The sequence below is a fragment of the Paenibacillus sp. 10L310 genome, assembly GCF_056395745.1.
This window is the reverse complement of record NZ_JBFTKC010000008.1, coordinates 108570-133620: the sequence shown is the minus strand read 5'-3', so window position 1 is coordinate 133620 and position 25051 is coordinate 108570. Positions and strand designations below refer to the sequence as shown.

The 25051-nt window shown below is 46.1% G+C and carries 23 protein-coding genes and 1 pseudogene; 21 read left to right on the top strand and 3 right to left on the bottom strand.

Translation table 11 applies throughout. The features are described 5' to 3' along the window. Positions 1-80: 80 nt before the first annotated feature. The 7 genes from AC1DE7_RS18515 to AC1DE7_RS18485 all read left to right on the top strand — a co-directional run bounded on the left by AC1DE7_RS18515 (position 81) and on the right by AC1DE7_RS18485 (position 6354). Entirely contained in the window at positions 81-1004 is a 924-nt protein-coding gene (locus tag AC1DE7_RS18515) for an ABC transporter ATP-binding protein (protein WP_340018550.1), read from the top strand. Beyond that, entirely contained in the window at positions 997-1695 is a 699-nt protein-coding gene (locus AC1DE7_RS18510) for an ABC transporter permease (protein WP_477534938.1), read from the top strand. The genes AC1DE7_RS18515 and AC1DE7_RS18510 overlap by 8 nt, the downstream gene beginning before the upstream one ends. A gap of 105 nt (positions 1696-1800) precedes the next feature. Further along, a complete protein-coding gene (gene thiD, locus AC1DE7_RS18505; RefSeq protein WP_017692191.1) occupies positions 1801-2613 on the top strand; it encodes a bifunctional hydroxymethylpyrimidine kinase/phosphomethylpyrimidine kinase in 813 nt (270 codons plus the stop codon). Positions 2614-2862: 249 nt separating this feature from the next. Further along, positions 2863-3543: a response regulator transcription factor gene (locus AC1DE7_RS18500; protein WP_036606855.1), complete on the top strand. Its 681-nt coding sequence runs from the start codon at positions 2863-2865 to the stop codon at positions 3541-3543. Then, positions 3540-5288, top strand: coding sequence for a sensor histidine kinase (locus AC1DE7_RS18495; RefSeq protein ID WP_339191341.1), 1749 nt, complete (start codon positions 3540-3542; stop codon positions 5286-5288). Before AC1DE7_RS18500 ends, AC1DE7_RS18495 begins: the two co-directional genes overlap by 4 nt. 21 nt (positions 5289-5309) lie before the next feature. Next, on the top strand, positions 5310-5855 hold the full coding sequence (gene pssA, locus AC1DE7_RS18490) for a CDP-diacylglycerol--serine O-phosphatidyltransferase (RefSeq protein ID WP_477534937.1): 546 nt from the start codon (positions 5310-5312) through the stop codon (positions 5853-5855). Positions 5856-5868: 13 nt separating this feature from the next. Then, positions 5869-6354, top strand: a complete 486-nt coding sequence (locus AC1DE7_RS18485; RefSeq protein ID WP_036606861.1) for a DedA family protein — start codon at positions 5869-5871, stop codon at positions 6352-6354. 516 nt (positions 6355-6870) lie between these two features. Here the strand turns inward: AC1DE7_RS18485 and AC1DE7_RS18480 are convergent. Next, positions 6871-7523: pseudogene (locus tag AC1DE7_RS18480) on the bottom strand (transcriptional regulator). 198 nt (positions 7524-7721) lie between these two features. Next, positions 7722-8912 carry a cation:proton antiporter gene (locus AC1DE7_RS18475; RefSeq protein ID WP_477534936.1) on the bottom strand — a complete coding sequence of 397 codons (1191 nt, stop codon included), beginning with the start codon at positions 8910-8912 and terminating at the stop codon, positions 7722-7724. 375 nt (positions 8913-9287) lie between these two features. On the opposite strand from AC1DE7_RS18475, the gene AC1DE7_RS18470 reads away from it, so the two are divergent. The 6 genes from AC1DE7_RS18470 to AC1DE7_RS18445 all read left to right on the top strand — a co-directional run bounded on the left by AC1DE7_RS18470 (position 9288) and on the right by AC1DE7_RS18445 (position 12969). Continuing rightward, positions 9288-9860 (top strand): DUF420 domain-containing protein, encoded by a 573-nt coding sequence (locus tag AC1DE7_RS18470; RefSeq protein ID WP_017692198.1) that lies wholly within the window; start codon positions 9288-9290, stop codon positions 9858-9860. Between the two features lie 73 nt (positions 9861-9933). After that, a complete protein-coding gene (gene gpmA, locus AC1DE7_RS18465) occupies positions 9934-10677 on the top strand; it encodes a 2,3-diphosphoglycerate-dependent phosphoglycerate mutase (RefSeq protein ID WP_477534935.1) in 744 nt (247 codons plus the stop codon). A 215-nt stretch (positions 10678-10892) separates the two neighbouring features. Beyond that, entirely contained in the window at positions 10893-11063 is a 171-nt protein-coding gene (locus tag AC1DE7_RS18460; RefSeq protein ID WP_167350917.1) for a hypothetical protein, read from the top strand. A gap of 180 nt (positions 11064-11243) precedes the next feature. Beyond that, entirely contained in the window at positions 11244-12152 is a 909-nt protein-coding gene (locus tag AC1DE7_RS18455) for an aldo/keto reductase (RefSeq protein WP_477534969.1), read from the top strand. An 85-nt stretch (positions 12153-12237) separates the two neighbouring features. Further along, positions 12238-12564 carry a thioredoxin family protein gene (locus tag AC1DE7_RS18450; protein WP_017692202.1) on the top strand — a complete coding sequence of 109 codons (327 nt, stop codon included), beginning with the start codon at positions 12238-12240 and terminating at the stop codon, positions 12562-12564. A gap of 222 nt (positions 12565-12786) precedes the next feature. Further along, a complete protein-coding gene (locus AC1DE7_RS18445) occupies positions 12787-12969 on the top strand; it encodes a hypothetical protein (protein ID WP_036606873.1) in 183 nt (60 codons plus the stop codon). Positions 12970-13234: 265 nt separating this feature from the next. Here AC1DE7_RS18445 and bacA read toward each other — a convergent pair whose 3' ends face one another. Next, a complete protein-coding gene (gene bacA, locus AC1DE7_RS18440; RefSeq protein WP_477534934.1) occupies positions 13235-14044 on the bottom strand; it encodes an undecaprenyl-diphosphate phosphatase in 810 nt (269 codons plus the stop codon). Between the two features lie 214 nt (positions 14045-14258). On the opposite strand from bacA, the gene AC1DE7_RS18435 reads away from it, so the two are divergent. The 8 genes from AC1DE7_RS18435 (at position 14259) to AC1DE7_RS18400 (ending at position 24794) form a co-directional block, all read left to right on the top strand. Further along, positions 14259-14891, top strand: coding sequence for a TetR/AcrR family transcriptional regulator (locus tag AC1DE7_RS18435; RefSeq protein ID WP_282320200.1), 633 nt, complete (start codon positions 14259-14261; stop codon positions 14889-14891). Between the two features lie 114 nt (positions 14892-15005). Further along, positions 15006-15857, top strand: coding sequence for a substrate-binding periplasmic protein (locus tag AC1DE7_RS18430; RefSeq protein ID WP_017692206.1), 852 nt, complete (start codon positions 15006-15008; stop codon positions 15855-15857). 32 nt (positions 15858-15889) lie between these two features. Then, a complete protein-coding gene (locus AC1DE7_RS18425; protein ID WP_017692207.1) occupies positions 15890-16534 on the top strand; it encodes an amino acid ABC transporter permease in 645 nt (214 codons plus the stop codon). A 16-nt stretch (positions 16535-16550) separates the two neighbouring features. Beyond that, positions 16551-17297 carry an amino acid ABC transporter ATP-binding protein gene (locus AC1DE7_RS18420; protein ID WP_477534933.1) on the top strand — a complete coding sequence of 249 codons (747 nt, stop codon included), beginning with the start codon at positions 16551-16553 and terminating at the stop codon, positions 17295-17297. A 278-nt stretch (positions 17298-17575) separates the two neighbouring features. Then, positions 17576-17998, top strand: coding sequence for an OsmC family protein (locus AC1DE7_RS18415; RefSeq protein WP_017692209.1), 423 nt, complete (start codon positions 17576-17578; stop codon positions 17996-17998). Between the two features lie 329 nt (positions 17999-18327). Next, positions 18328-20118: a sensor histidine kinase gene (locus AC1DE7_RS18410; protein WP_127546612.1), complete on the top strand. Its 1791-nt coding sequence runs from the start codon at positions 18328-18330 to the stop codon at positions 20116-20118. Then, entirely contained in the window at positions 20111-21709 is a 1599-nt protein-coding gene (locus AC1DE7_RS18405; protein WP_477534932.1) for a response regulator, read from the top strand. The genes AC1DE7_RS18410 and AC1DE7_RS18405 overlap by 8 nt, the downstream gene beginning before the upstream one ends. A gap of 175 nt (positions 21710-21884) precedes the next feature. Next, the gene (locus AC1DE7_RS18400; protein WP_477534931.1) at positions 21885-24794 is read left to right on the top strand and encodes a glycoside hydrolase family 2 protein; all 2910 of its coding nucleotides are present in this window, start codon (positions 21885-21887) and stop codon (positions 24792-24794) included. Positions 24795-25051 lie beyond the last annotated feature (257 nt).

Below are 25051 nucleotides of genomic sequence, written 5' to 3'. Positions count from 1 at the left end.
GATTAATAAAAAAGAAGACTTTTCTCTTTACAATATAGATATAGGAACCCGGACAGGGGACGTAAAGGAGAACAAGGACGATGAATTATATCGCACGAACAATAGATGTGACTAAAGTATATGAAGGGGTGGAGGTTGTATCCAACGTCAATATGAATATTAAGCAAGGTGAGATCTATGGATTCCTCGGTCCAAATGGTGCTGGTAAAACAACCATCATGAAGATGCTCACCAATCTCGTCAAACCAACCACAGGGGAGATTGAACTGTTTGGGGAGAAGCTTACGCCGACCTCTTATGAAGTGCTGAAGCGAATGGGCAGTATTATTGAATATCCTTTTTTTTACGATAGACTGTCTGCTGGCGAAAATCTGGAACTTCACTGTGAATACATGGGGTTTCATAACAAAAAAATCATCAACAATACGATGGAAATGGTAGGGCTGAAGGATACGGGCAAGAAACCGGTCAAGGACTTCTCCTTGGGCATGAAGCAAAGGCTGGGACTGGCTCGTGCACTTATAACCACACCAGAACTGCTCATTCTGGATGAACCGATCAACGGATTGGATCCTGTAGGGATCCGGGAAATGCGAGATTTGTTCAAGCGCCTTAGCAATGAGTATCGCATTACCCTGCTAGTCTCCAGTCACATTCTTGGCGAGATAGAGCAGATTGCGGACACAGTTGGTGTCATTCGCGGCGGTCGCTTGGTGGAGGAAGTATCGATGGAGAGCATTCGTGGAAGTCAAAATGAGTACATCGAGTTACAGGCGGTGGATATCCGCAAAGCGACCTATGTCATTGAACACCAGCTTGGTTTGAGTAATTATAAACTGGTTGATGACCAAACGTTACGCATCTATGATCCGGGAATCATTCCATCGGAACTGAACACCAAGCTGATTCAGCATGGCATTGAGATCGAATCGATATCCAAACGGGCTCATTCCCTGGAAGAACACTTCATGAAGCTTGTGAAAGGGGATGAAGACGTTGCTTAAACTGATCAGACTTGAGATGCGGAAGCACCGTTTTGCACGTAATTTTGCAGGAGCAGGTATTGCCAGTATAGCCGTTCTTCTTTTCCTGATCATGATTGGATTCGTGGATGTGGGAGCAGAAGATTATGCCTATGCCGATTACCAGACCGCCTTTATGATTATTGATACGTTTGTGAGAGCGACCTTTATCATATTTGCAGGAGCTTTATTATCCAAGCTGGTGATCAGTGAGTATAGAAATAAAACGATGAACGTCATGTTCACCTATCCCATCCAGCGTCATAAAATCATTGCTGCCAAATTGATTATCGTGTTTGGTTTTACATTTGTGATGATTATGGTTACCGATCTGTTGATGGGTTCACTGCTGTTGATTGTTAATCATTTCTACTCCTTCATTCCTGGATCATTGACAAATCAGGATATATTGGGACTTCTGGCGAAGTACAGTATGAGTTCTTTATCGGCTGCGTGTATGGCACTCATTCCCCTATTCTTCGGTATGCGTAAGCATTCTGTTACAACTACAATGGTCTCGTCCATTTTGTTGGTTTTGATTGTTTGCTCCGGATTCAACGGGTCGGAAGTGTCCATTCATTCGCTTATTATTATCCCTCTGACCCTTGGAGCAATAGGGATATGGATTGCTTCGATGTCCATGGTTCGTCTGGAGACAAAAGATGTGAACTGAATCATTCGGAAAACCATGCTCTGTATGGCTTCAGATGCCATTGACATCCGCTCGTACAAGGGATAGGATAATGTCAACTGAGACACGAAGGAGAATGCAACTACCATGACGATTCCAAAAACACTAACAATAGCTGGTTCGGACACGAGCGGCGGTGCAGGTATTCAAGCTGATTTGAAAACTTTTCAGGAGCTGGGTGTGTATGGCATGACCGTACTGACTACGGTTGTTGCAATGGAGCCCGAAACATGGGATCACCAGGTCTTTCCTGTTGAATTAAATGTAGTTGAAGCGCAGCTTCGCACTGTTCTGGACGGCATCGGTTTTGATGCAATGAAGACAGGTATGCTCGGTTCTGTAGATATTATTGAATTGGTAGCAAAACATATTCGCCGCAGCGGTCTGCCACAGATCGTTATCGATCCGGTAATGGTATGCAAAGGTACAGACGAAGTACTGCAACCGGAAAATACGGAAGCGATGATCGAATTCCTGTTGCCAGGTGCCGATCTGGTTACACCTAATCTGTTCGAAGCATCCCAACTGGCGAAGAGTGGACCGATTCGCTCCAAGGAACAGATGGAAGCAGCGGCAGCAGCAATTCATGCCCATGGCTCGAAACATGTTCTGATCAAGGACAGAGGTGTCATTAGCCCGGGTAAAGCAATGGATCTACTCTATGATGGAACCAACTACGAATGGTTTGAAGCCGATGTTGTCGGCTCCGGATATACGCATGGTGCAGGCTGCACGACGTCTGCGGCGATTACCGCAGGATTGGCTCGTGGTCTTTCAGTGAAAGAGGCTGTTCGTGAAGGTAAAGCCTTCGTGACCAAAGCGATTGCCGGCGGATTCCCGCTAAACCGTTTTGTTGGCCCGACACTGCATGTGGCACACCGTCTGGAGCAACAACGTTAAGTGTTGCCAGCGAGCGCGCAGTAGCGCATCAATTCTGGATAACACACTTCGATTTCATTCAAGTAGCTGTCAATGAGCTGGAGCTTGCTCGTTGATGGCTACTTTTTTATGCGAATTTTTATAAAAAATAGTAACTTTTGGCTTATATTAATCGTATATATCATGGGAGCATTCCAAAACATGTGTGGACACATGAACGACACATGGAATAGGTATGTTATCATCAGAAATCTAAAAGGAGAGTCGGCCATGATCAGAACAGTGCTTCTGGTGGAAGATGAAAGCCGCATTCGTGAGATTGTGGCCGATTATTTCATAAAAGAACAATGGAACGTCATAGAAGCAGAACATGGAGTACAGGCACTGGAACTGTTGGCTCTGCATGAGGTGGATTTAGTTATTCTGGATGTTTTGATGCCTGAAATGGATGGATGGACGTTATGTGGGCATATTCGATCCCAATCCACCGTACCTATTATCATGCTGACTGCACGGTCCGAGGATGACGATAAAATTCATGGATTTCAGCTGGGCGTAGACGATTACGTTACCAAGCCGTTTAGTCCACGTGTGCTGGTTGCACGTGCAGAGACATTAATGAAGCGTGTTGAAGGTGCATTTGGACGAGAGCAGGGTGTGATTCGTTTCGGACAGGTAACCCTTGATCCATGGGCCAGACGTCTGGAGAAGGACGGAATTGAAGTGGAACTTGCACCAAAGGAATATGATCTGTTGCTTTATTTGGTACGTAATGCAGGCATTGTGTTGTCCCGGGATGCCATTTTGAATCGGATCTGGGGATTTGATTTTGAAGGGGACTCACGTGTTGTAGATACCCACATCAAGAAGTTGCGCAGCAAACTGGGTGATGAAGCCAAGTGTATCCGGACGGTGATTGGCACTGGATATCGTTTCGAGGCAGAAGCATGAGAAGAAATGGCGTAACGATGAAGCTTTTCCTGGTCATGGCAGGATGTCTGGTTCTTCTATATGGGACGACGGTTTTTGCCCAGTTGTTCTGGTTCCCCGACTTCTATCAGCATCAAAAGGTCAGCAGTATGAAGAAAAAACTGTCCAAGTTCGAACAGCAATACTCCAATGGGCATTGGAGTGATTTACAGCTAGCCAAGGAGACCGGGAAGTTCATGCGTCAGAATCAATCACATCTGGTCATTTTGACGAATACCGGAAGATTGGTTAATGACCCGTTCCACATTACGTTGCTTCAAGAGGATGGAAGTCACGTGAAAGTGTCCTTGTCCTTGTTTATCAATAGTGAGAATGCTGGCTGGATTACATCCCATCTAAAATATGGGCAAGAACTGACGGTGAAAGGTCCGGCCAGCGAATCCATGGTCTATCCTTTCAAAATCCAGGATGCCACTTCCGCCGCATGGGGAACAGAAAGCTTTCAGGAATCAATTGAACCGGTAAAGGAATGGTCAGGCGTATTAACCGAGGTAGTTCTTCCCAATCTGGCAACGTGGAGTCAAAGGCAGGGACTGCTGGTGCAAGCACTGGATAGCCGGTTCCCGTTGTCCACCGAAGACCAACTGGCGTTGGCGAATGGCAAAATGCTCAATGAAGAATGGATGGATAGCTGGAGCGGTGTTCGCAATGTCATCACCATTGCTCCAGTGCATCGTTCCGGACCCGAGCAACAACTGATCTTTTCGCTCACCTCTCTACAGGAGATGAGGGAAGCGAATGAGGCAACACGTTTGTTCTATGCGTATTTTGGCATAGGGGCATTTATATTGATTCTGTTGCTGGCGTTGCTCCTGTCCCGAATTATAACGAAGCCGCTTTTGGCCTTGAACCATGTCGCCAAGAAAATGTCTACGCTGGATTTCACGGTGAAATCACCCATCCGGCGTAATGATGAGATCGGGAGTCTGTCTAACAGCCTCAATGCCTTATCGGGAACCTTGGGTCAGACACTGGAAGAGCTGAGGCAGGCCAACACGCAGATGCGTACAGATATGGAAATGAAGCAGGAGATTGAACAGCGTCAGCGCAAGTTTTTTGCCGATGCATCACATGAACTTAAGACTCCAATCAGCATTATTAAGGGATATTCTGAAGGGCTGAAGGATGGCGTGAGTGAGAGCAAACGGGAGCGTTACATTGAGATCATTGCCGATGAGGCGATCAAAATGGAAACGATGGTTGAAGAGATGCTGGATCTGGTGCGACTGGAATCCTCAGCGGTTCAATTGAATACGGATGCTGTTGCACTGGCTGACATGATTGAAGATATCGCCGGCCGTCTGGGTCCGCAACTGAAGGACAAAGGATTGGATGTGGTGCTTGTATCCACAACAGAACAGACGGTTGAGGGTGACCGAAGCAAGCTGGAGCAAGTTATTTTCAATATCATGATGAATGCTATACGTCATGCGATACCACATACCGATATAACTATTGAGATTAGCAGGCGTGAAGGTTTTGTCCATATTTCCATTGAGAACAAGGGCGAGAAGATAGCTGAAGCTGAGCGGCAGTATATATGGGAGAGGTTCTATCGGGTAGAGCGCTCACGTAATCGTAAAATGGGGGGGACCGGGCTTGGTCTGGCCATTGCGAAGCAGATTCTTGATCTGCATGGGTGCAGTTATGGAGTGGAGAATACACCGGATGGAGTCCGTTTTTATATTATTTTTCCTAAAGCCTAGTACGAAAGGGAGTCAAATATTATGAAGTCTTTACCATCGATTTTAACCTTGGGGAATCTGAGTTCAGGCATACTGGCAATCATTATGGCTATTCATGGTGAATTTGCCCTGGCTGTGATGATGATATGGGTAGCGATGTTCTTTGATCTGTTTGACGGGTATGCGGCTCGTAAATTGCATTGTGAGGGTGAGTTCGGCAAGTCCTTGGACTCGCTTGCGGATGTAGTTTCATTCGGAACAGCACCCGTACTGATTCTGTACCTGAATTCCATGATTGAAGTGAGTGTGATGGGGATGGCACTGACTGCATTGTTTCCGATTTGCGGGGCTTTGCGTCTGGCCCGTTATAACTGTCAGAAGACAGCAAGCAGTGGTTTTGTCGGAATGCCGATTACATTTGCGGGAGGTCTGATGTCCTTTTTCGCACTCTGGAGTCCTTATTTCACACATGGTGTAGCCTATCTTGTCATTATTGTATTATCCGGTCTCATGGTGAGCCAAATCCGATTCCCGTCTCTAAAACAAGTGTTAGCCTCACATGAGAAGGATATTGTGGAACCGAAATAAGGAGCGAGTCAGTATGGAATTTGCAAAAGAATTTATTGGTCAATATGGTTATTTCGCAATATACGGACTACTGGCTCTCGGCGTTATTGGCATGCCGATTCCGGATGAGGTGATGATGACTTTTGTCGGTTATCTCGCCTCCATCTCGGTATTGAATTACTCCGTATCCATCGCCGTCAGTTTTGGTGGCGCATTTACCGGAGGGCTGCTTAGCTACATGATTGGCAAGAAAGCGGGCAGGCCGCTGGTTGAAAAATACGGCAAGTGGGTCGGCGTTAATGCCAAACGATTCAGCAGGGTGGAGTCGTGGTTCCTCAAATATGGGTATTGGTCCATCATCCTGGGTTACTTCATTCCAGGCATTCGTCATCTGATGTGTTGTTTCTCCGGGATTAGCAAGATGGCAATTGGCAGGTACGTAGTTGTATCGGGCATTGGTGCATTCGTCTGGTGTGTTGTCTTTATCTCCATTGGTTTTTATGTCGGTGTGCTAACTTAAAATGGGACAGCCTGTTGTAACAACAGGCAAAGATCGAAGACCTCTTGAGTGTAAGGTGGTCTTTTTTTGTTTTTCTATATATGGTCGGAGACCTCATTCTAAGTAATTTAATCGACTACAAGTAACTTACCCTTGGAGCTGTAGGCTAGCCCGCAAGCTATTTCAAGTAAATTCAAGCTCAGAGCTATTCCTCCGTTTAAATCTCCATGTAACTCGTTAGTGACGCAAGTATCTGACACTTCAGTAGCTAAAGTGGTTCGCAATTAGGTTTAATAGTAGTAACTCCAAAAGTTATAATAGTAACTCCAAAAGTTTCGGAGTCATTTCTAAAATTCTAACGAACTCAGGTGAGCTTATTATCGAGATAAGAGGCATGTTGGAATTCTAACGAATCCCAGCAAACTTATTTCACGAAAAGGCCCGAAAAAGTGCCCTGATCTACTTCATATCATCACAATAAGATGTCCTGAGTTCGTTAAAAAATGGATATGTACGATATCGGCGAAATAGAGTGTCTCATGTTCGTAAGATATACGTTCGATATCGTTGAGCGCCACTAGCGACATGTAATACTTGTTGATCAATCAGGCTGTGAAGAACTCTTCGAGCATGTTGATCCGTGATTCGCAGGTGTGTTGCTAGTTCCGAGGGGGAAATGGACGGATGATGCGTCTGGCATAATGAACAGTCTCGGCTTCTAGCCAATTTAAGGATGTCGGAACGTCCGTAGCAATGAATTTTCCCATAAAAGAGAGCACAAGCTGTTGGCACTGTGTCGGTTCGTCTTTAATGGAGAGATACGCGATCGGCAGAATAATCCAATCATCAAGCGTTAGCAGACAATGCCGCCAGCATAAATCTTTAAAACGCCGTACATCCAGATCACGGGCATGTGGCCCGTATCCCTGAATCTCAATACCTCCCTTAACGCCGTTACCTGGCATGTATGCAAGATCCAAATACCGATAGCCGTTATGAAAGTCTCGAACTTCCCATTCGGGTTGCAAATGGTTAAAGTTTTTCATCACCGGAAACCAGACTGAACGCAAAAATTCCAACGTGCCATGTTCAAGTCCATTTTCTAGTCTGGACAGCACTCTGGGGTTCGTTTCCTTCTCCAGAAGGGAGTGCATCCAAACTTCGTAAGCCTCCTCAAAATCAATGCTCATCGTCTTCATCTCCTCTAAAAATAAATAAACGAACGTGAACAGGCTTCAGGTCGTCATGTCAAAATACAAAAAGCCGCTCTGACCATTTCCAACCTTCGCGTTGAAGGGGAGAATGGATCAAAGCGGCGTGTGCTTCACGACCGATATGTTGCATTTATAAATCAAGTATAGCTTTAAATATGGAATGATTTCAATACCTCACCCGTTCAAATGAGAATCTTCAATTCCTTTTTCAACCCGCTGCTCCCCTTTTTTACGTGCAAAGGTGATTTTGAGGAGTGGCGGAGTAACCAGTGTAGTCACAATAACCATGATCACAACGCTGGTAAAGTATTCCGAATCAAGCAAGCCCGAAGCAAGTCCGGTCGAAGCAATAATTAGAGCAACTTCCCCTCTGGAGATCATGCCTGCACCAATAGCAATAGAAGAGGAACGGTCGAACCCGGTCAGCCGGGCACCAGCTCCACCACCGATAAGTTTGGTAACAATAGCGATGAGGCTTATAACAACAATAAACCAAATCTGTGAACCCACACCATCAAAAGTGACATTTAAGCCGATACTGACAAAGAAAACTGGGACAAATATTCCGTAAGCAATCGGCTCGATTTTAGTTTCAACCTCATGTTTGAATTTGGTTTGGGAGATGGCGATACCAGCGGCAAATGCACCTATGATTCCAGCAACACCCATCCACTCTGCAAAGTATGAGAAGAGGAAACAGATAATGAGTCCTGTCGTAATCACGGTTTCCGTGACCCGCAGTGGGGCCATCCATTTCATGACCCGTGGCACAAGCCACCAGCCTGCTGCAAAGATGATGACAAAGAACAAAAGTTTCTTACCAATCAACAATCCAATAGAGACATCCCCTGCACCTGTGCCGAGCAAGCTCATCATCACGGCGAGCAGAACCACAACGAGCACATCATCCACAACGGCTGCACCCAGAATGGTGGTACCCTCCCGTGAACTCAGCTGATTCATATCCTTCAACGTCTGAACTGAGATACTGACGGAAGTAGCACAGAATAAAAGTCCAAAGAACAGCGCGTGTGTCTGCGACATACCAAATGCTATGGCCGAACCGTATCCTCCGATAAAAGGTAAAATAACACCGCCGACCGCTACGGCAAAGGCCGCCTTCCAGTTTTTCTTCAACTGCTCCAGATCCGTTTCCAATCCGGCGATGAACATCAACAACAGTACCCCGATCTCAGCCATATAATGTACGAAATCACTTTGCTGAACCCAACCGAGCAGCGCAGGTCCGAGGATGACACCGACAATCAATTTCCCCAAAACGGATGGCTGACCCAATCTTACGGATAGATCACCAGCGAGTTTGGTAAAGATTAAAATAAGTGCAAGAACCAAAATAAATTCCATAGGTGTACTCCCCTCCAGTAGTAGCGTCTATAGGTTAACCAACCCAAGGGCGATCCATCCTCCGCTTCAAACAGACAAAAAGGCACAGAACGGCATTAGCAGAGTGCTGTTCTGTGCCTGAAAAAGACAAAGAGGGGCCCTTGGTGACAGGCTCCTCCAGTTTCAACGCGTATGTGATTAATTGCGTTAATTATACCACAAATGAAGGATTCGGTAAATGGGAGGCGGATTGGATTTGAGTGAAAATGGCCGCAAAGGGGCATTTTATAGGGAAGTGCAGCGGCTTTTGTTCAGAGTGTTGTCACTTAACAGCCCGGAATTGGCGAGATATAATGATATAGAACATAGAAGTTAGGATATGAGGAGGATTTTGCATTGGGCAAAAATAACAAAGGGGAGCCGAACATTCCATCCCCGACGAGTAATAAAAATTTCGCAGGTATCATTATCACGATTTCCATTCTCGCTAATGTCATTATTTTATTATTGTTCTTCGCACCGTCGATTGGTTACAAAGGTGATGTAACCTTTGATATTACGGTGTTGCCGCGGTTTAATGCCGTGTTTAACAGCTTTACCTTCATATTCCTGCTCGCAGCGCTTATTGCTATTATTAAGCGGAATGTGAAGCTGCACAAACGATTTATTCTTGCTGCATTCTCAACAACACTGTTATTCCTCGTGACCTATCTGACGTTTCATTACCTCTCACCAGAGACGTCCAAATACGGCGGCGAGGGCATCATTCGTTCGATCTATTTCTTCATTCTGATTACCCATAGTATACTGGCAGCCCTGATTGTTCCATTGGCGTTGTTCACACTTGTGTGGGGTTGGACGAATCAATTGAAGAAACACCGCAAAATTGCACGTTGGACGATGCCAATCTGGCTGTACGTCAGTTCTACAGGTGTCGTAGTATACCTGATGATGGCACCATATTATTAATGTGATGAACGTTTCACTGTGCTAATTAGTTTGACTTGTGGGTAATGTTTCCATGGAAGGAGGGTTCACGTTTATGTACAGAGTTGTTTTGATTCGCCATGGACAGAGCATGTGGAATGTAGAGAATCGCTTTACCGGATGGACTGATGTGGATCTGACGACGGATGGTTACGCAGAAGCACGTAAAGCAGGGAAGATCATGAAGGAACAGGGATTTGATTTTGATTACGCCTATGCATCCGTGTTGAAACGTTCTATCCGAACACTCGATATTGCGCTGGATGAAATGGACCTCATGTGGATTCCCATTACGAAGACTTGGAAGCTGAATGAACGCCATTATGGTGCGTTGCAAGGACTAAATAAACAGCAGACTGCTCTGAAGTATGGGGAAGACCAAGTAAAGGAATGGAGACGATCCGTGAACGTATCTCCCCCGGCACTGGACGAAACCGATGACCGATATGTGCAGGATCTGGACAAGTACAAGCGACTCGGATGCACCATCCCGTTTACGGAGAACCTGATGGATACCTCGAAGCGTGTACTGGAGTATTGGAATGCGGAGATTAAACCGATGGTGTCTGCTGGCAAAAGAGTGCTGATCTCTGCGCATGGGAACACGCTCCGTTCACTCGTCATGCATCTGGAACAATTGTCCGAAGCAGACGTGATGGCGCTCAATATCCCGACAGGCATTCCGCTTGTCTACGAATTGGATGAAGATCTGCATCCCATCGGACACTTTTATCTGACCGCCGATGGTTCGACCTACAAACATGAAGAAATGACCCATGTGGCAACGCCATCTGATTAATTGGACATGGACGTTTGTCTTGATTGTACGAAAGCTTGTATGATTTATCTCGTTCGGTTGATGTTTCAACAGGACGATTGGAAGATGACCGCTGAATTGAATTCGGAGGTCATCTTTTTTTCTGCGATCAAGCCTGTACTTCGTTTCGTTTTGCTCCCACAGGGTAATTGTCAAACAAGACACGATGTACATTTATCCTGAAGGAGGAGAAGCACATGTCTAAAAGAAGAGGAATACTCATGACGGCTATCGGCGCAGGTGTGACTTATCTGATGAGGAACAAACAAGCAAGAGATAAGCTGTTTAGCACTGTCTCGGGTATGATGAAAAACTCCAATTCGTCCAATGGAACAAGTAAAACCAGACCACGTGTGGAAGTGAAATAGATTGCGATAGTTCGTTTATCGATTGAATTTAAATGATGATCACGAGAAACCTGGAGATGAAGTCGTTCCAGGTTTTTTTGTGCAGTTGAAAACTACCTTTTGTTTCGGTGAGGCATGCGATTTTTGCCAGCAAGAATGATACAATGGATACTTGCAGAACGTATGGAGGGAGATGCACATATGAAGAAAAATCGTCTGGGTACATCCGAACTGATGGTGTCTGAGATTGGGCTGGGATGTATGTCACTTGGAACTGAAATGGAGCCAGCTATAGGCCTGATTCATGAGGCTCTGGAACATGGCGTCAATCTGCTGGATACAGCCGATCTGTATGACGAAGGGCGTAATGAAGAGATTGTAGGACAAGCTATTAAGGGACGTCGTGACCAAGTCGTTGTGGCGACCAAAGTAGGTAATCGTCGTCTGCCTGGCAAAGAGGGCTGGTCATGGGACCCGTCCAAAGCCTACATTAAGCAGGCTGTACATGAAAGTCTGAAGCGTCTGCAGACCGATTACATCGATCTGTATCAGCTGCATGGCGGGACCTTGGACGACCCCATTGAAGAGACGATCGAAGCGTTTGAGGAACTGAAGAAGGAAGGACTTATCCGATATTACGGAATTTCCTCCATTCGTCCCAATGTGATTCGGGAGTATGTAAAGAGGGCATCCATCGTCAGTGTGATGAATCAGTACAGCATTGCTGACCGCAGAGCGGAAGAAGAAGTGCTGCCTTTATTGGAACAAAAGGGGATCAGCGTAATTGCCCGTGGGCCCGTAGCTAGCGGTGTGCTTGCCGATTCCGGATCTGCCAAGGCAGACAAAGGTTATCTGGACTACACGCCAGAGCAACTATATACCATTCGGCAAGGGCTAAGTCGTCTTGTTACGGACCAACGCAGTATGGCTCAGACAGCTATTCGCTACTCGTTATCCCATCCTGCCGTAGCAGCTGTTGTTCCTGGTGCCAGTTCAAGAGAACAGTTGTTGCATAATATTGCTGCTTCGAATTCGCCTGAACTCACCCCTGCGGAAATTCAGGAAATACGAGAGCTCAGTCCCGCTAATCTGTACAAGCAGCATCGTTAACTCGATCCAGCCTATTTTCAATTGTAACTATACGAGGTACAATGAAGATCAGCCAAAAAAGGAACATATAAGGGAGAGAAGACATATGGAAAGAATTCAAAGTGAACAACAGTATTTGGATACAATTAATTCTGATGGTTTTACCGTCATTAAATTTGATACAACCTGGTGTCCGGATTGCAAAAACCTGGATCGTTTTATCGGGGATGTTATCGACCAACATACGGACAAAACCTTCTATGCCCTGGATGCAGAAAAGTTCCAGCCGTTTGCCGAAGAGAATGGTGTACGCGGCATTCCAAGCCTGCTCGTCTTCCAGAACGGCAAGAAAATCGCACATCTGCATAGCAAATGGGCGAAAACACCTGCTCAAATCTCCGAGTATCTGGAGACGCTTGAATCCAAAGTTTAAGCGTACGAGACTCAGCAGTTTGTCTAATTAATTTAACTAAGGAGACCTCTTCTTGTCTTGCGACAGGAAGGGGTTTTTCTGTTTCATTCCAGCACGCATGATGTGCATTCAAATGTGCATTCGAATAACTGAAGTTGAGAAACAACGCTTGTTTAGAATTTGTTCAGTGCTCCCATGTATACTGTGAGAACAAACTGAATATTTGGAGTGAACAAGATCCGTATGAAGAATGAAATTTTTGAAGAAATGCACCAATTAAGTCACAATGATGACCGAAGATACCGATTGTTGATGATTGGAGTGAAACAACTGCTGCAGGAACAAAAGGAGAATAGATATAATCTGCGTGAGAGATTGAAGAGTCGAAAGAAACACCGGAACTTTCAAGTAAAAGAGTGGTATTAGACAGACTGCTTTTCAGAAGTGAACAGAAATATGGTTGTCCATGATACATATTAAACCTAGTCGGCATCACCAACGATCCAACCCACTAAAGAAGGAAGTAATGAAGAATCAGACTTCTTCTAATTACGGATGTTCCTGTCTCTGGAGCAGTAACAGAAACATGAAGTAACGGAAGTATAGCAATATAAAATATGGCGGCCTCGCTTCCCAAGGGAACGTGAGGCCGCCATTGATTTTGCCTGTCTAATTACTTGAATTGTAATGATTACATCAAAATAATAAAGAACACGGCTGCCAAGACAAAGCGATATACAGCAAAGACGGTCAGGCTCAATTTTTTCAAAATGGACAGGAACGTCTTGATCGCAAGCATGGCGACGATGAAAGCAGCGATGAATCCAATCGCAAAGATTGGGAAATCACTGCCGTTCAGGTGATCGATACTTTTGTACAGGTCATATCCCGTAGCACCAATCATAATTGGCACAGACACGAGGAATGTGAACTCCGCAGCGGCTACACGGCTTACCCCTGCAAAGAGACCACCTGAGATCGTTGACCCGGAACGGGAGAAACCTGGCCACAACGCCAAGATCTGAAATAGTCCCACCGCGAATGCCTGTTTGTAGGAAATATCATCGACATCATGGGTAGTAATCCGCCCACTCTTCCGGCTCCAACGTTCGGCTACGATCATCAATATACCACCTATAACGAGGCTGTACAGCACTGTTTCCGGACCAAACAAATGTGCTTTGATCCAGTCGCGGAATACAAGTCCGATGACTACGGCAGGAACCATCGCCAGGAAGATATGTCCCAGATTGAGGCGGCGGGAGTAAGGTCTGCTCCCTCCGGTGAAGCGGAACATATCAATGAATTTGTTCCAGTACAGTACAACAACAGCAAGTACAGCTCCGAGTTGAACAACCACCTCAAACGTTTTGACTGACTCGTTGTCCTCCGATAAACCCAGCAAGTGGGCAGTCAGAATCATGTGTCCAGTAGAGGACACGGGCAAAAACTCAGTCAAACCTTCGATGATGCCCATAATAATGGATGATATAATGTCCAATTCTCTTCCTCCTTGAAATGCAGGTGACAGCACAGGCTGTCCTGCTTGACCATGCCTGTTCATTTGAACAAGGCTATCACCTATTATGATCACAAATGCACTCAACTTCAACTTATGCTTGTAACCATTTGTTTAAAACTATATTGACAAAAACCTAGTTATCCCATAGGATATAACTTAACTGACTGACTGATCAATCGGGAGGGTTACATGAATGACCAAAATTAACGGTTTGGAACCCGGTGAAGAACGCCGGGACCAAATAATACGCATAGCGATGGAGCGTTTTGCAACCCAAGGTTACCATCAGACGAAAATTTCCGATATCGTCCGCGAGGCTGGTGTGGCGCAAGGGACATTCTACTGGCACTTCAAGAGTAAAGAAGCCATTGCTTCGGAGATTGTCTTAACAGGCAAGGAGGAGTTACTTGAGTCGATTGGACAAGGGTACCGCAAGGATGCCGGATCAGTAGAGGATATGGTGAAAGCATCGGAAAGGCTGTTCACTGACTTGTTTATGTTTGCCGCGCAGAATCGTTATTTTATGGAACTGTTACTCAAAGGCATCGTGACGGAAGAGTCCGTACAACGCCTGGTCGAAGAGACACGTAATGCCGTGGAAACTGCTTTTCGTCACAATATGGAACGTGCCATCGAACTCGGCATGTTGCCTAAGGGCATGGATGTACCGCTTCGAGCAGCGTTATTGGTAAGCATGATAGAAGGCATGATATCTCGCTGGTTGTTCGGTTCCGATGAGTTGCACAGCAAATTCTCAGCCATGACAGCTTCATCGCTGGCAGCTGAAGCAGCAAGCTTTGAGTTTTACGGACTATTGGGCACATAAGATTCACATGATTAAACAAATAGCAGGGAATAATGGGTACAACTGCGGTTTAGTCACAATAAAGTAACCAAATGTACATCCAGATCAATACACGACTGAGAGGAAGTTAACGTAATGAACAACACATATGGATCGAAAACTCGTAAAGGCTGGTCTTTGACAGCTATTCTGCTGATGACCGTGCTGGTACTTAGTGCTTGTGGAAGTAAAGCAACAGACAATGGAAGCACAAATGGTGCACAGGCAAGCAATGAACTGGAACAAATTAAGTCGGCTGGCGTTATCAAAGTGGGCATGATGGGCACATACGCACCGTACAACTTCCTGAACGATAAGAAAGAAATGGACGGCTACGATGCCGATATCGCACGTGAAGTTGCGAAACGTCTTGGGGTTGAGGTTGAATTTGTATCCCAAGAGTTCTCCGGTTTGACACCAAGTCTGCAAGCGAAGAAGCTTGATGCCATTATCAGCCAAATGACGATTACCGATGATCGTAAGAAAGTACTGGATTTCAGTGATCCGTATATTACGAACCAAGTTAAAATTATTGTAAAAGAAGACAATAACGATATTACCAAGCTGGAAGATTTCAAAGGGAAAACGATTGGCGTAGGTCTGGGTACAAATGATGAATCATATCTGCGTAATGAAGTGTTGCCAAAAGTGGGAGACTTCACGATCAAAACCTATGACGATGTCATCTCTTCACTCAAAGATCTGAATGCTGGGCGGATTGATGCAACAATCAACAATATGTACGCTCTGAAACCGATTGTGGATGCCAACGGATTGAATATCAAAGCTGTAGGTGAAGCTATTAAGAGTGACCAGGCAGGTATTGCTGTTCGTAAAGACAATCCGGAACTCGTAGCAGCACTGAATGATGCTCTCAAAGGCATGAAAGATGATGGCACGTACAATACCATTTTCAAAAAATGGTTTGGTGAAGAGCCTGCGCAATAATGAACCTGCAAGGCGAAGGGAAGATTTGACCCATGGAACTGGTATTTGAGAATATCCCCTTCTTTCTGAAGGGGGCTTATTATACGCTGTATGTAACTGTGATCTCCATGTTTTTTGCGTTCATCATCGGGGTGCTTGTTGCGATTGCTCGTCTGAAGGGACCGATGTGGCTTAGGTTGATCGCAAGGTTTTATGTATCCATCATGCGGGGAACCCCGCTGCTGGTGCAATTATTCGTTATTTATTACGGATTGGTCGATTATGGAGTGACCTTGGGATCACTCACGGCTGCCTGTTTGGGACTCAGTCTGAATGCAGGTGCGTTTCTATCGGAGACGTTCCGTGGAGCCATTCAGGCTGTGCCTAAAGGACAGACTGAAGCTGCATATGCAACGGGAATGACCCCGGCTCAAGCGATGAGACGGATTATCTTCCCGCAGGCTGTGCGCATTGCGATTCCGCCGATGGGGAACACGTTTATTGGCATGTTGAAGGAAACATCACTTGTGGCGGCGATTGGTGTTACCGAGTTGTTGCGTTCAGCACAACTGCTGGTATCGCAATATGCATTGAATATGCCTTTTTATCTGGCGATTGGTGTGATCTACTGGATTATGAGTATCGGCTTCTCGGCCATTCTGGAACAAGTGGAGCGCCGGTTGGCCCGGGCTTACTGATGGGAGGAGAGAACCGATGATTACAACAACTGGACTTACCAAACGTTTTCAGCAAAATGAAGTACTTACGAACATCGATCTTCATGTCGATGCCAAAGATATTGTTGTATTGCTCGGCCCAAGTGGTTCAGGCAAGAGTACCTTGCTGCGCTGTCTGAATGGACTCGAAGAGTTGTCCGGAGGACAGATCGAAGTGAACGGCATTGTGGTTAACAGCGCAGATCCGCTGCGAGTCCAACGTGCCCGGGTACTGGAGATTCGTCGCCAGACCGGCATGGTATTCCAGCAATTTAATCTGTATCCGCACAAGACAGTGCTGGGTAATGTGATAGAAGGTCTTGTTACGGTGAAAAAAATCAAGCGTGACGAAGCAGCTGAACGCGGCCGGATTCTTCTGGATCGGGTGGGCCTGTCGGACAAGCAAGATCAGTATCCGTCCCGATTGTCTGGTGGGCAACAACAGCGGGTAGCCATTGCACGTGCACTTGCGATGGAGCCGGAAGTGATGCTGTTTGATGAGCCAACTTCAGCTCTTGATCCTGAATTGGTCGGAGAAGTGCTTTCCGTCATGAAGGAGCTTGCAGAGGAAGGTATGACGATGCTGGTCGTGACGCATGAATTGAAGTTTGCCCGTAATGTGGCGAACAAAATCGTCTTTATGGCGGACGGGTCAATTGTGGAAGAAGCAAGTCCACAAGCCTTTTTTGAACATCCAACGCAAGAACGCACCCGCCGTTTCTTGCAACAAATTACTGAATTTTGATTAAGATAACAGCGATCGGAAGAACGAACGTACTCCGAGCGGGTATTTAAGGTCATGAACGATATCAGTTCAACTAAACTTTTTGCACAAGAACGGAGAGGACGGAAGAAACCTGAAGAAGCGGAGCGTGCGCCTTTATCCCCTGATTTTCCCCTTGAAGAAGGGAATCAAAAAAATCTGGGGATAACAGCGATCGGAAGGTTATTCTGTCATCGGAGTGGCAAGTGCAAACCTTTTTCGCTTGAACTTAAACTATTGTGAGAAAGAAGGATAACATCATGAATGTAACAACCGTATGGAAAGGCAAACGTGCGTTTACTTCCGAAGGACCCTCTGGCTACGCGGTTGGCATGGATGCCACTGCTGCTTATGGTGGTGACAGCAAGGGTGCAACCCCGATGGAATTGTTACTGGCGGGTCTCGGGGGCTGTATGGGAATCGATATTACGATGATTCTGGACGCTTTCCTGGACAAAATTGAGTCGATTGAGATTGAAGCGCAAGGCACACGCAGTGAAGAGATGCCCAAAGGCTTCACATCCATTGATCTGATCTTCAAAGTCGATGGGGATATCCCGGATTATCGCATCTGGAAAGCCATCCAGATGGCTGAGGAAAAATATTGTGCAGTTTCCGCTTCGCTGAACGCCGATATTCATCCTAAACTGATCCTCAATGGGGTAAGTACACCTCGTCCTTAACAGCATATGAGTAAATCTCTGATACTGAGAAGGCACTTCCAATCGTGGGAGTGCCTTTTTTGGCTTTTCCAACACTTCAACAGGGATTCCGCCCATTTAGGAGTCACTAAACTTCTGTCAGTAGAAAATAATTCGGTAAGCCCGGCCGCCATGTTAATGGCGGCCTCTTTTGTTAGAGGTTAGGCTGGCTTGTTGCCTGGCAATATATTACCTACTGCAATGACAATCCGAATTCTGGCGGTTCTGTGGTATGATTAATTCTGAGGACAGTACATCCTGATCCTGCTGTTTATATGTAAGCGCTTATACAGATGACGGAAGGTGCAGACATGTTGAAAAGGTTGATACGAACCACTAATAATCTCAAATTAAAGCATAAATTGCTCATTTCCTATGTACTGGTTGTCATGATTCCGGTCCTGATTGTTGGTCTTGCTGTGACCAGTTATTTTCGCCAGCAAGCCCTGGACAACGCGATAGGACAGACGATCATCAATGTGGACAAAATCAAGAGCCAGACGGCAACCATGCTTCGTGTACCAACCGATATATCCAATCTATTAATGTTTAATGCGGATCTCAAGGAGATCGTCAATAAACGGTACAAGAGCGTTGTAGAGCTAACCTCAGCGTATCTTGCATACAAAGACTTTCAGGAGTACAGGCGTTTGTACCGTGAGATAGCAGGCATTCGTTTTTACTCAACTAACCCAACATTGATCAACAACCTCGAATTCATCCCGGTAGACAAGCAGACGGAAGAGAGCTACTGGTACCAACAGGCACTGAAAACAACCAGCATCGGGTGGTTCTACATTCCAGACAAGGAAGATAATCCTGTACACAAGCTCAGCCTGGTGCGCAAAGTACCTTTTGCCGAATATCGGACCGAGGGCGTGTTGATGATTGTGATCAATCAGGATGAGCTGAATGGATTGTTGCGTCAGGAACAGTTTGAGACGATGATTACGGACGAGCAGGGGTATGTGGTTGCGGCCAAGAATACCGAGCTGGTGGGTAAAACGCTGGATGAGCTTGATTTTGGCGTTGATCTGCAGAATCAGGCGAAAGGCACCATAGAGGGGGATTTCCGAGGGGAACCATCTAATATTGTTATTGATGAGCTGGGCCCTGGATCGAGTATGAACAGCCTGAAGGTGATTTCGGTTTTTGCCACCAAAAATATCGTCAAAGACGCTAACACCGTCAGCTTGATTGGCATGATTTTTATTATCCTTGTGCTGGTTATCGCCCTATTATTCGTATATATCATCTCGTTCCTCACTTCGAACCGATTGCTCCGGCTGAGTAAACACCTCAACAAGCTGGCATTAGGAGACCTGAACGTGACTTCACGGATTGATGGAAACGATGAGATTGGACAACTGTCACGACAGTTCAACTATATGGTGAAAAGTATCAATGAACTCATGACGCAGGTGGTAGAAGCGACCGAACAGAACAATCAATTGGAAATCGCCCAAAAAGAGATTAAATTGAAAATGATGGCGAGCCAGATCAATCCCCATTTCTTGTTTAATGCACTGGAGTCCATTCGGATGAAAGCGCATATCAAGGGAGAAGCAGAGATTGCCAACATCGTCAGGTTGCTGGGCAAGCTGATGCGCAAGAGTCTGGAGATTGGCAGTGGAAAAACAACCTTCCGGGCTGAACTTGAAATGGTACGTTCCTATTTGGAAATTCAGAAATTTCGTTACGGCGACCGCCTTGCATTCCAGATCCATATCGATCCCGAGGTGGAGAAGATGTACATTCCGCCTTTGATTATTCAACCTCTGGTTGAGAATGCGATTGTCCATGGTCTGGAGAACAAAGAGGGCACAGTCCGTGTTCATATAAGTATTCGTTTAGTAGAGAACATTGTGCAGATCCGTGTGGATGACAATGGTGCAGGCATAACGCCAGAACGACTGGCTGAGGTGATGCAGTTTATCTGTGGACCGGAGGAACAGGAGAAGAGTCGGATCGGCATGCGTAATGTACATCAACGCTTAACCTTGACGTACGGGGAGCCATATGGGTTACAGATTACGAGTGTATATGGGGAAGGAACAGAGGTTTCTTTCACTTTGCCAGCAGGAGGGGACCAACATGTATAAAGTGTTTTTGGTGGATGACGAACCGAGCATACGTGAGGGACTGACAACCATTATCGAGTGGGAAAAATACGGATTCCAGGTTATCGCTACAGCTGCCAGCGGGCGTGAGGCCATCTCCCGGTTTGAGGAATTGGAGCCTGATCTGACGATTATTGATATTCGCATGCCCGGTATGACCGGGCTGGATGTGATTGAAGAAGTGCGCCGGAATCATCCGGATTCGCACTTTTTGATATTGAGTGGTTACGCGGATTTTGATTATGCCAAAAAAGCCATCAGTTTTGGTGTGGATGGTTATCTGCTCAAACCGGTGGATGAAGAAGAGATTATTGGTGAACTGGAGCGTATTGCTACAATCCTGACCCGTGAACGGGAGACAATGGCACGTCATGCTGGTGAAGATATCGTCTTTCGGGAGCATCAGATCGAGGCTTTGCTCTTTGACAGTCTGGAGGGTGCGGGCAGCATGGAAGAAGATAGTCTGGGGCTGCATTGGCCTCACTATCAGATTGTGCTGCTTGAGATGCATGTAACCCCCGACCTGCAACGGGGAAGTGTTATGAAACGCAAACTGATTGAAGCATTTGACCATAAAGACCGAGGCATTGTATTCTCGTTCCATTCTGGTCTGGGACTGTTAAGTAAGGAAATAATCACATCCGAGTCATCTGCAAGAAATCTGTATGATGAGCTGGAAGGACTGCTGGGAGAATGGGAGGTTCACATGTATGGTGCTGCAGGAGAACCCGTACATTCCACTTCTGAAATTGCGCAGTCATACACGCAGGCAAATTGTTTACTCGGGGAACGCTTCTTGTTCACGGAGCAACGCATCATTCTGTGGACTGAAGGCAGCGAAGGCCAAAGCGTTGTTAAACCAGAAGTTGAAGCTGTGGACGGAGCACATGAGCCAGTTGAGGACGAACTCGCGGACAAGCTGTATTATGCGTTAGACATCCGCAGTAGTGAGTCCGTTATGCGGGTGCTGGGTGAGATGGAAGAGCGCCTGGTTCCATATCACCGAACAGAGCAAGCGATTAAGACGGCGTTCTCACAGGTATTTTCCCTGGCTTTCAACAAACTTGCAGCGACGAATCAACATATGCACTCCATTATGCAGGAACATTCGGTTCTGATTAATGAAGTCTATCATCAATTTACGATGTCTGATCTCAAAGTCATGGCATCGGAACATTTGAATCGACTTATTCAACGTATGGGTGGGGGAAGCAAGGATACTGTATTGAAACAGATGATTGAATTTATCCAGCGTAACCCTGGCGAAAATCTCAAACTCGAAGTGCTGGCAGAAGTGTTTAACTATAACAGCAGTTACTTGGGTAAGTTGTTCAAGAATCATACTGGAGAATATTTCAATGCATTTCTGGACAAGGTTCGTATGGAAAAGGCCAAGGAATTGCTGGACGAAGGACTGAAGGTCCATCAGGTCGCGGCGAGAGTGGGATATGCTAATGTGGACTACTTCCACGGTAAGTTCAAGAAATATGTAGGGGAATCCCCATCCGCTTACAAACAGGCCAGAACCCAATCATCAATTAAAGGAACGGCTACGGATATAAACGAGGAATAAGTACGGAGTGCTGGGCTTTGCCCCTACCTATTGTGTAAAACGTTTTCGGTATTCCTGAGAAATTTCCAGATTCATCATATTGTCCATGCACTTCCCATGATAAGCAATGGTCCCCGAATGCTTTACATTTTAGACTGGATTTACAAGTATCCAGATGAAGGGATGGCTATACGATATGAATTTGTCTGATATAGGCTCTGTGCGTCATACATTGAACTTAAATGGAACATGGCAGTTTTGTTTGGATCTGGAGTCCGATATACTCGTTGAACAAGAGATATTACCGCCATCACAGTGTGAAAATACATCATGGGAGACCATTCAGATTCCCGGTTCATGGGAAGAGCAAGGATACGGAGATGAGCCTGAATACGAAAGGCTCGATACTTGGACCAAGGTACGCGAATTTGAAGGCTCAGCCTGGTATGCTCAGGATGTTCATGTTCCATCAGACGGTCCCGGATGCCACTATGTATTCAGATTGGAAGGTGTCCGATGGACAACGCATCTCTGGATCAATGGACAGTATGCCGGGCAGCAGGATAGTCTGGTGAATCAACAGAAGTGGGATGTTACCTCTCTGGTGAAGCAGGGAGAAGTGAATCGTGTGGAGATGCGCGTGGATAATACGATGAAACTTCCGCTGGCGGGTAGCCATATTCATTCATTGCATACGGCCACAGCCTGGGGTGGAATCACGGGTGGTGTTTATCTGGACAGTCTGCCCCCATGCCGATTACAGACGTTACGTATTCAAACAGATGCTGAGAACGGAACCATTCTGGTTGATTGTACTGTAAGCGCTCCCGCAGATGATTCCGCTAGATCGATGCAATTACATGTGGATATCCAGCAACCGGACGGCACATGGCTTGATCGATATAGTTGTCATGTGGATATGAGTGTTCCAGCGCATGTGGATATAAGCTCAGTAGGTGTAAATGAAAGCAACGCTTTAATAGATCAGTGGCGATTGGAACTTGGGACAGGAAAGTCTGTCGCAAGATGGTCAGATGAATCCCCTGAATTATACAAGGCAGTGATCCGTCTGCATGACGGTGAACGGGAACTGGATCGGCTGGAGCAATCATTTGGTGTACGCTCCTTTGCAACAAACGGGAAGCAGCTTGAGTTGAATGGGACACCAGTATATTTGCGTGGATACGTCGATTGCTGTATCTTTCCACTGACGGGTTATCCCGTCTGGGACAAGGAGCATTATCTTCAGCAATTTCGAATCGCCAGATCGTATGGCTTCAATCATGTCCGACTGCATGGGTGGAGCGCGCCGGAGCCTTTCTGGGATGCTGCTGATGAAGCAGGCATGCTGGTGCAGGCAGAACTTCCCCATTGGTCTCGTTTCTTTGAGCAATCGGATCAGTCTGCGCCAGCTGAAGTATTGTCCTATCTGACACAAGAACTGGACGGGTTGCTTCAGTCGCTGCATAGGCATCCTTCATTCGTCATGTTCTCCATGGGGAATGAACTCATTGGTCCGAACGGCCACCCTGAACTCAATGCATTAGTATCGAGGGCAAGGGATATGGACCCGACCCGGTTATATACGGACAATACAGGTTTTGGACAGCTTCCGACGCAAGGGCGGGAAGGTGATTATTATATTCAGTCGTTGAACTGGCATCCCCCGTTGGAATCCGCATATTCTGCTGTGCCGGATACCACGCTGGACTATCATGCAGTCACTCGGCTCGCGGAGCATCCCGTCATTGGGCACGAACATGCACAGTACACCATGTATGTGCGGCCCCAAGAGCGAGCGAAGTATACTGGCGTATTGCGTCCTAGCTGGTTACGACCGATCGAAGAATCGTTAACAAACAAAGGTATGATCGAGGACCTGGAGCATTTTCAACAGGTCAGTGGTACCCATCTGGTACGTTCCTTAAAAGAAGCTATGGAGCGAATTCGGCGAACACCGGACGCTGCGGGCGTACAGCTTCTGGACATTCGTGATTTTCCAGGGCAGGGACATGCTACGACGGGCATTCTGGATGTATTTTGGGATGACAAAGGCATTACAACACCAGAAGAATTCATGTGTTTCAACGCAGATGTGGTGCTGTTGTTAAGCTGCAAGGAGCGTACATTTTACGCCGGAGAACCCATTCATGTCGATGTACGCATCTCTCACTACGGTAAGGAGCCGCTTGAGGACGCGGTTACTCAGTGGAGGTTAATAAGCGATGATGTGACACTTACTGAAGGGGAATGGAAGACCGGAGATATCCAATGTGGGTCTGTCATGTCACTGGGAAGCATCGTCGCTACCGCTCCTCATGAAGGGGCAGTAGCTTTTCGGATCGAAGCAGAGCTGATATCAGGCGATTCGGAAAGAACTGTAGCGAATGTATGGCATGGCTGGTCGTTTCCTTTTTATCAGTCTCATCCTAGTTCAAATCGGTTCTGGAATACCGTGGCAGAGTTGAAGCCATTATTGGGTGAAGCGCATGATGATTGCGTAGATCGCATCGATGGATTCCAGTTGTTGAAAAATCGGGAGATTGACTTGGTTATCGTTCAGTCGTTAACACCCAATGTCGTTGATTATGTGGTCAACGGGGGGAGTGTTTGGCTACAGCCAACCGCAGAAGGGTTATATGATTCAGTGGAGACCAAGTATCTGCCTGTATTCTGGAATTACCTGATGTTTGCTACACAGCCTGGTGCAACGATGGGTATGTATTTGAGAGATCGGCCAGCACTACTAGGCTCCTTCCCGCATGATGGGGCTTCGGACTGGCATTGGTATCACTTGGTGAACGGTACACCAGCGATATGTTTGGATACGTTGCCCGGGGTGGAACCGCTGATCGAAGTGGTGGACCATTTCCATCGGGCCAAACGACTCGCTTATGCCTTTGAGGCAAAAGTAGGGAAGGGCAAGATTTTGATATCCTCACTTCCGTTTGCCAATCTGGCTGTAATGAAGCGTCCGGAAGCCGCCTACTTATTTCAGGAGATGCTTGCGTATCTGAATGGAGATCAATTCCGTCCAGCAACCTCCATATCCGTAGCGCAATTACTCGGCATCGTTAAACTGCAAACCATTCAATTTACATTGTAATCAGAGGGACCCGAAAGGGTCCTTTTTGTATGCCATGTAATTGAAGTAAACGATTACTATAAAACGTTTTCGATATTTACCACTTTAGATAGTATTTTACCTTAATATTACTTTTATATCATTTGAAAGTAGAATTTATCACTGATTTTAACGAATTAATGTCTGATTATATATGTCTATATCTAATTTTTATATGATTTTCTCTAAAATCCAGATGGTATTTTGAAAACGCTCTATCGAGTATGATTATTTTATAA

Excerpts from the sequence above, each read along its gene's own strand:
- AC1DE7_RS18515 (WP_340018550.1), top strand. The coding sequence starts at position 81 with ATGAATTATATCGCACGAACAATAGATGTGACTAAAGTATATGAAGGG.
- thiD (WP_017692191.1), top strand. The coding sequence starts at position 1,801 with ATGACGATTCCAAAAACACTAACAATAGCTGGTTCGGACACGAGCGGC.
- AC1DE7_RS18500 (WP_036606855.1), top strand. The coding sequence starts at position 2,863 with ATGATCAGAACAGTGCTTCTGGTGGAAGATGAAAGCCGCATTCGTGAG.
- AC1DE7_RS18495 (WP_339191341.1), top strand. The coding sequence starts at position 3,540 with ATGAGAAGAAATGGCGTAACGATGAAGCTTTTCCTGGTCATGGCAGGA.
- pssA (WP_477534937.1), top strand. The coding sequence starts at position 5,310 with ATGAAGTCTTTACCATCGATTTTAACCTTGGGGAATCTGAGTTCAGGC.
- AC1DE7_RS18485 (WP_036606861.1), top strand. The coding sequence starts at position 5,869 with ATGGAATTTGCAAAAGAATTTATTGGTCAATATGGTTATTTCGCAATA.
- AC1DE7_RS18475 (WP_477534936.1), bottom strand. The coding sequence starts at position 8,912 with ATGGAATTTATTTTGGTTCTTGCACTTATTTTAATCTTTACCAAACTC.
- gpmA (WP_477534935.1), top strand. The coding sequence starts at position 9,934 with ATGTACAGAGTTGTTTTGATTCGCCATGGACAGAGCATGTGGAATGTA.
- AC1DE7_RS18460 (WP_167350917.1), top strand. The coding sequence starts at position 10,893 with ATGTCTAAAAGAAGAGGAATACTCATGACGGCTATCGGCGCAGGTGTG.
- AC1DE7_RS18455 (WP_477534969.1), top strand. The coding sequence starts at position 11,244 with ATGAAGAAAAATCGTCTGGGTACATCCGAACTGATGGTGTCTGAGATT.
- AC1DE7_RS18450 (WP_017692202.1), top strand. The coding sequence starts at position 12,238 with ATGGAAAGAATTCAAAGTGAACAACAGTATTTGGATACAATTAATTCT.
- AC1DE7_RS18445 (WP_036606873.1), top strand. The coding sequence starts at position 12,787 with ATGAAGAATGAAATTTTTGAAGAAATGCACCAATTAAGTCACAATGAT.
- AC1DE7_RS18435 (WP_282320200.1), top strand. The coding sequence starts at position 14,259 with ATGACCAAAATTAACGGTTTGGAACCCGGTGAAGAACGCCGGGACCAA.
- AC1DE7_RS18430 (WP_017692206.1), top strand. The coding sequence starts at position 15,006 with ATGAACAACACATATGGATCGAAAACTCGTAAAGGCTGGTCTTTGACA.
- AC1DE7_RS18425 (WP_017692207.1), top strand. The coding sequence starts at position 15,890 with ATGGAACTGGTATTTGAGAATATCCCCTTCTTTCTGAAGGGGGCTTAT.
- AC1DE7_RS18420 (WP_477534933.1), top strand. The coding sequence starts at position 16,551 with ATGATTACAACAACTGGACTTACCAAACGTTTTCAGCAAAATGAAGTA.
- AC1DE7_RS18415 (WP_017692209.1), top strand. The coding sequence starts at position 17,576 with ATGAATGTAACAACCGTATGGAAAGGCAAACGTGCGTTTACTTCCGAA.
- AC1DE7_RS18410 (WP_127546612.1), top strand. The coding sequence starts at position 18,328 with ATGTTGAAAAGGTTGATACGAACCACTAATAATCTCAAATTAAAGCAT.
- AC1DE7_RS18405 (WP_477534932.1), top strand. The coding sequence starts at position 20,111 with ATGTATAAAGTGTTTTTGGTGGATGACGAACCGAGCATACGTGAGGGA.
- AC1DE7_RS18400 (WP_477534931.1), top strand. The coding sequence starts at position 21,885 with ATGAATTTGTCTGATATAGGCTCTGTGCGTCATACATTGAACTTAAAT.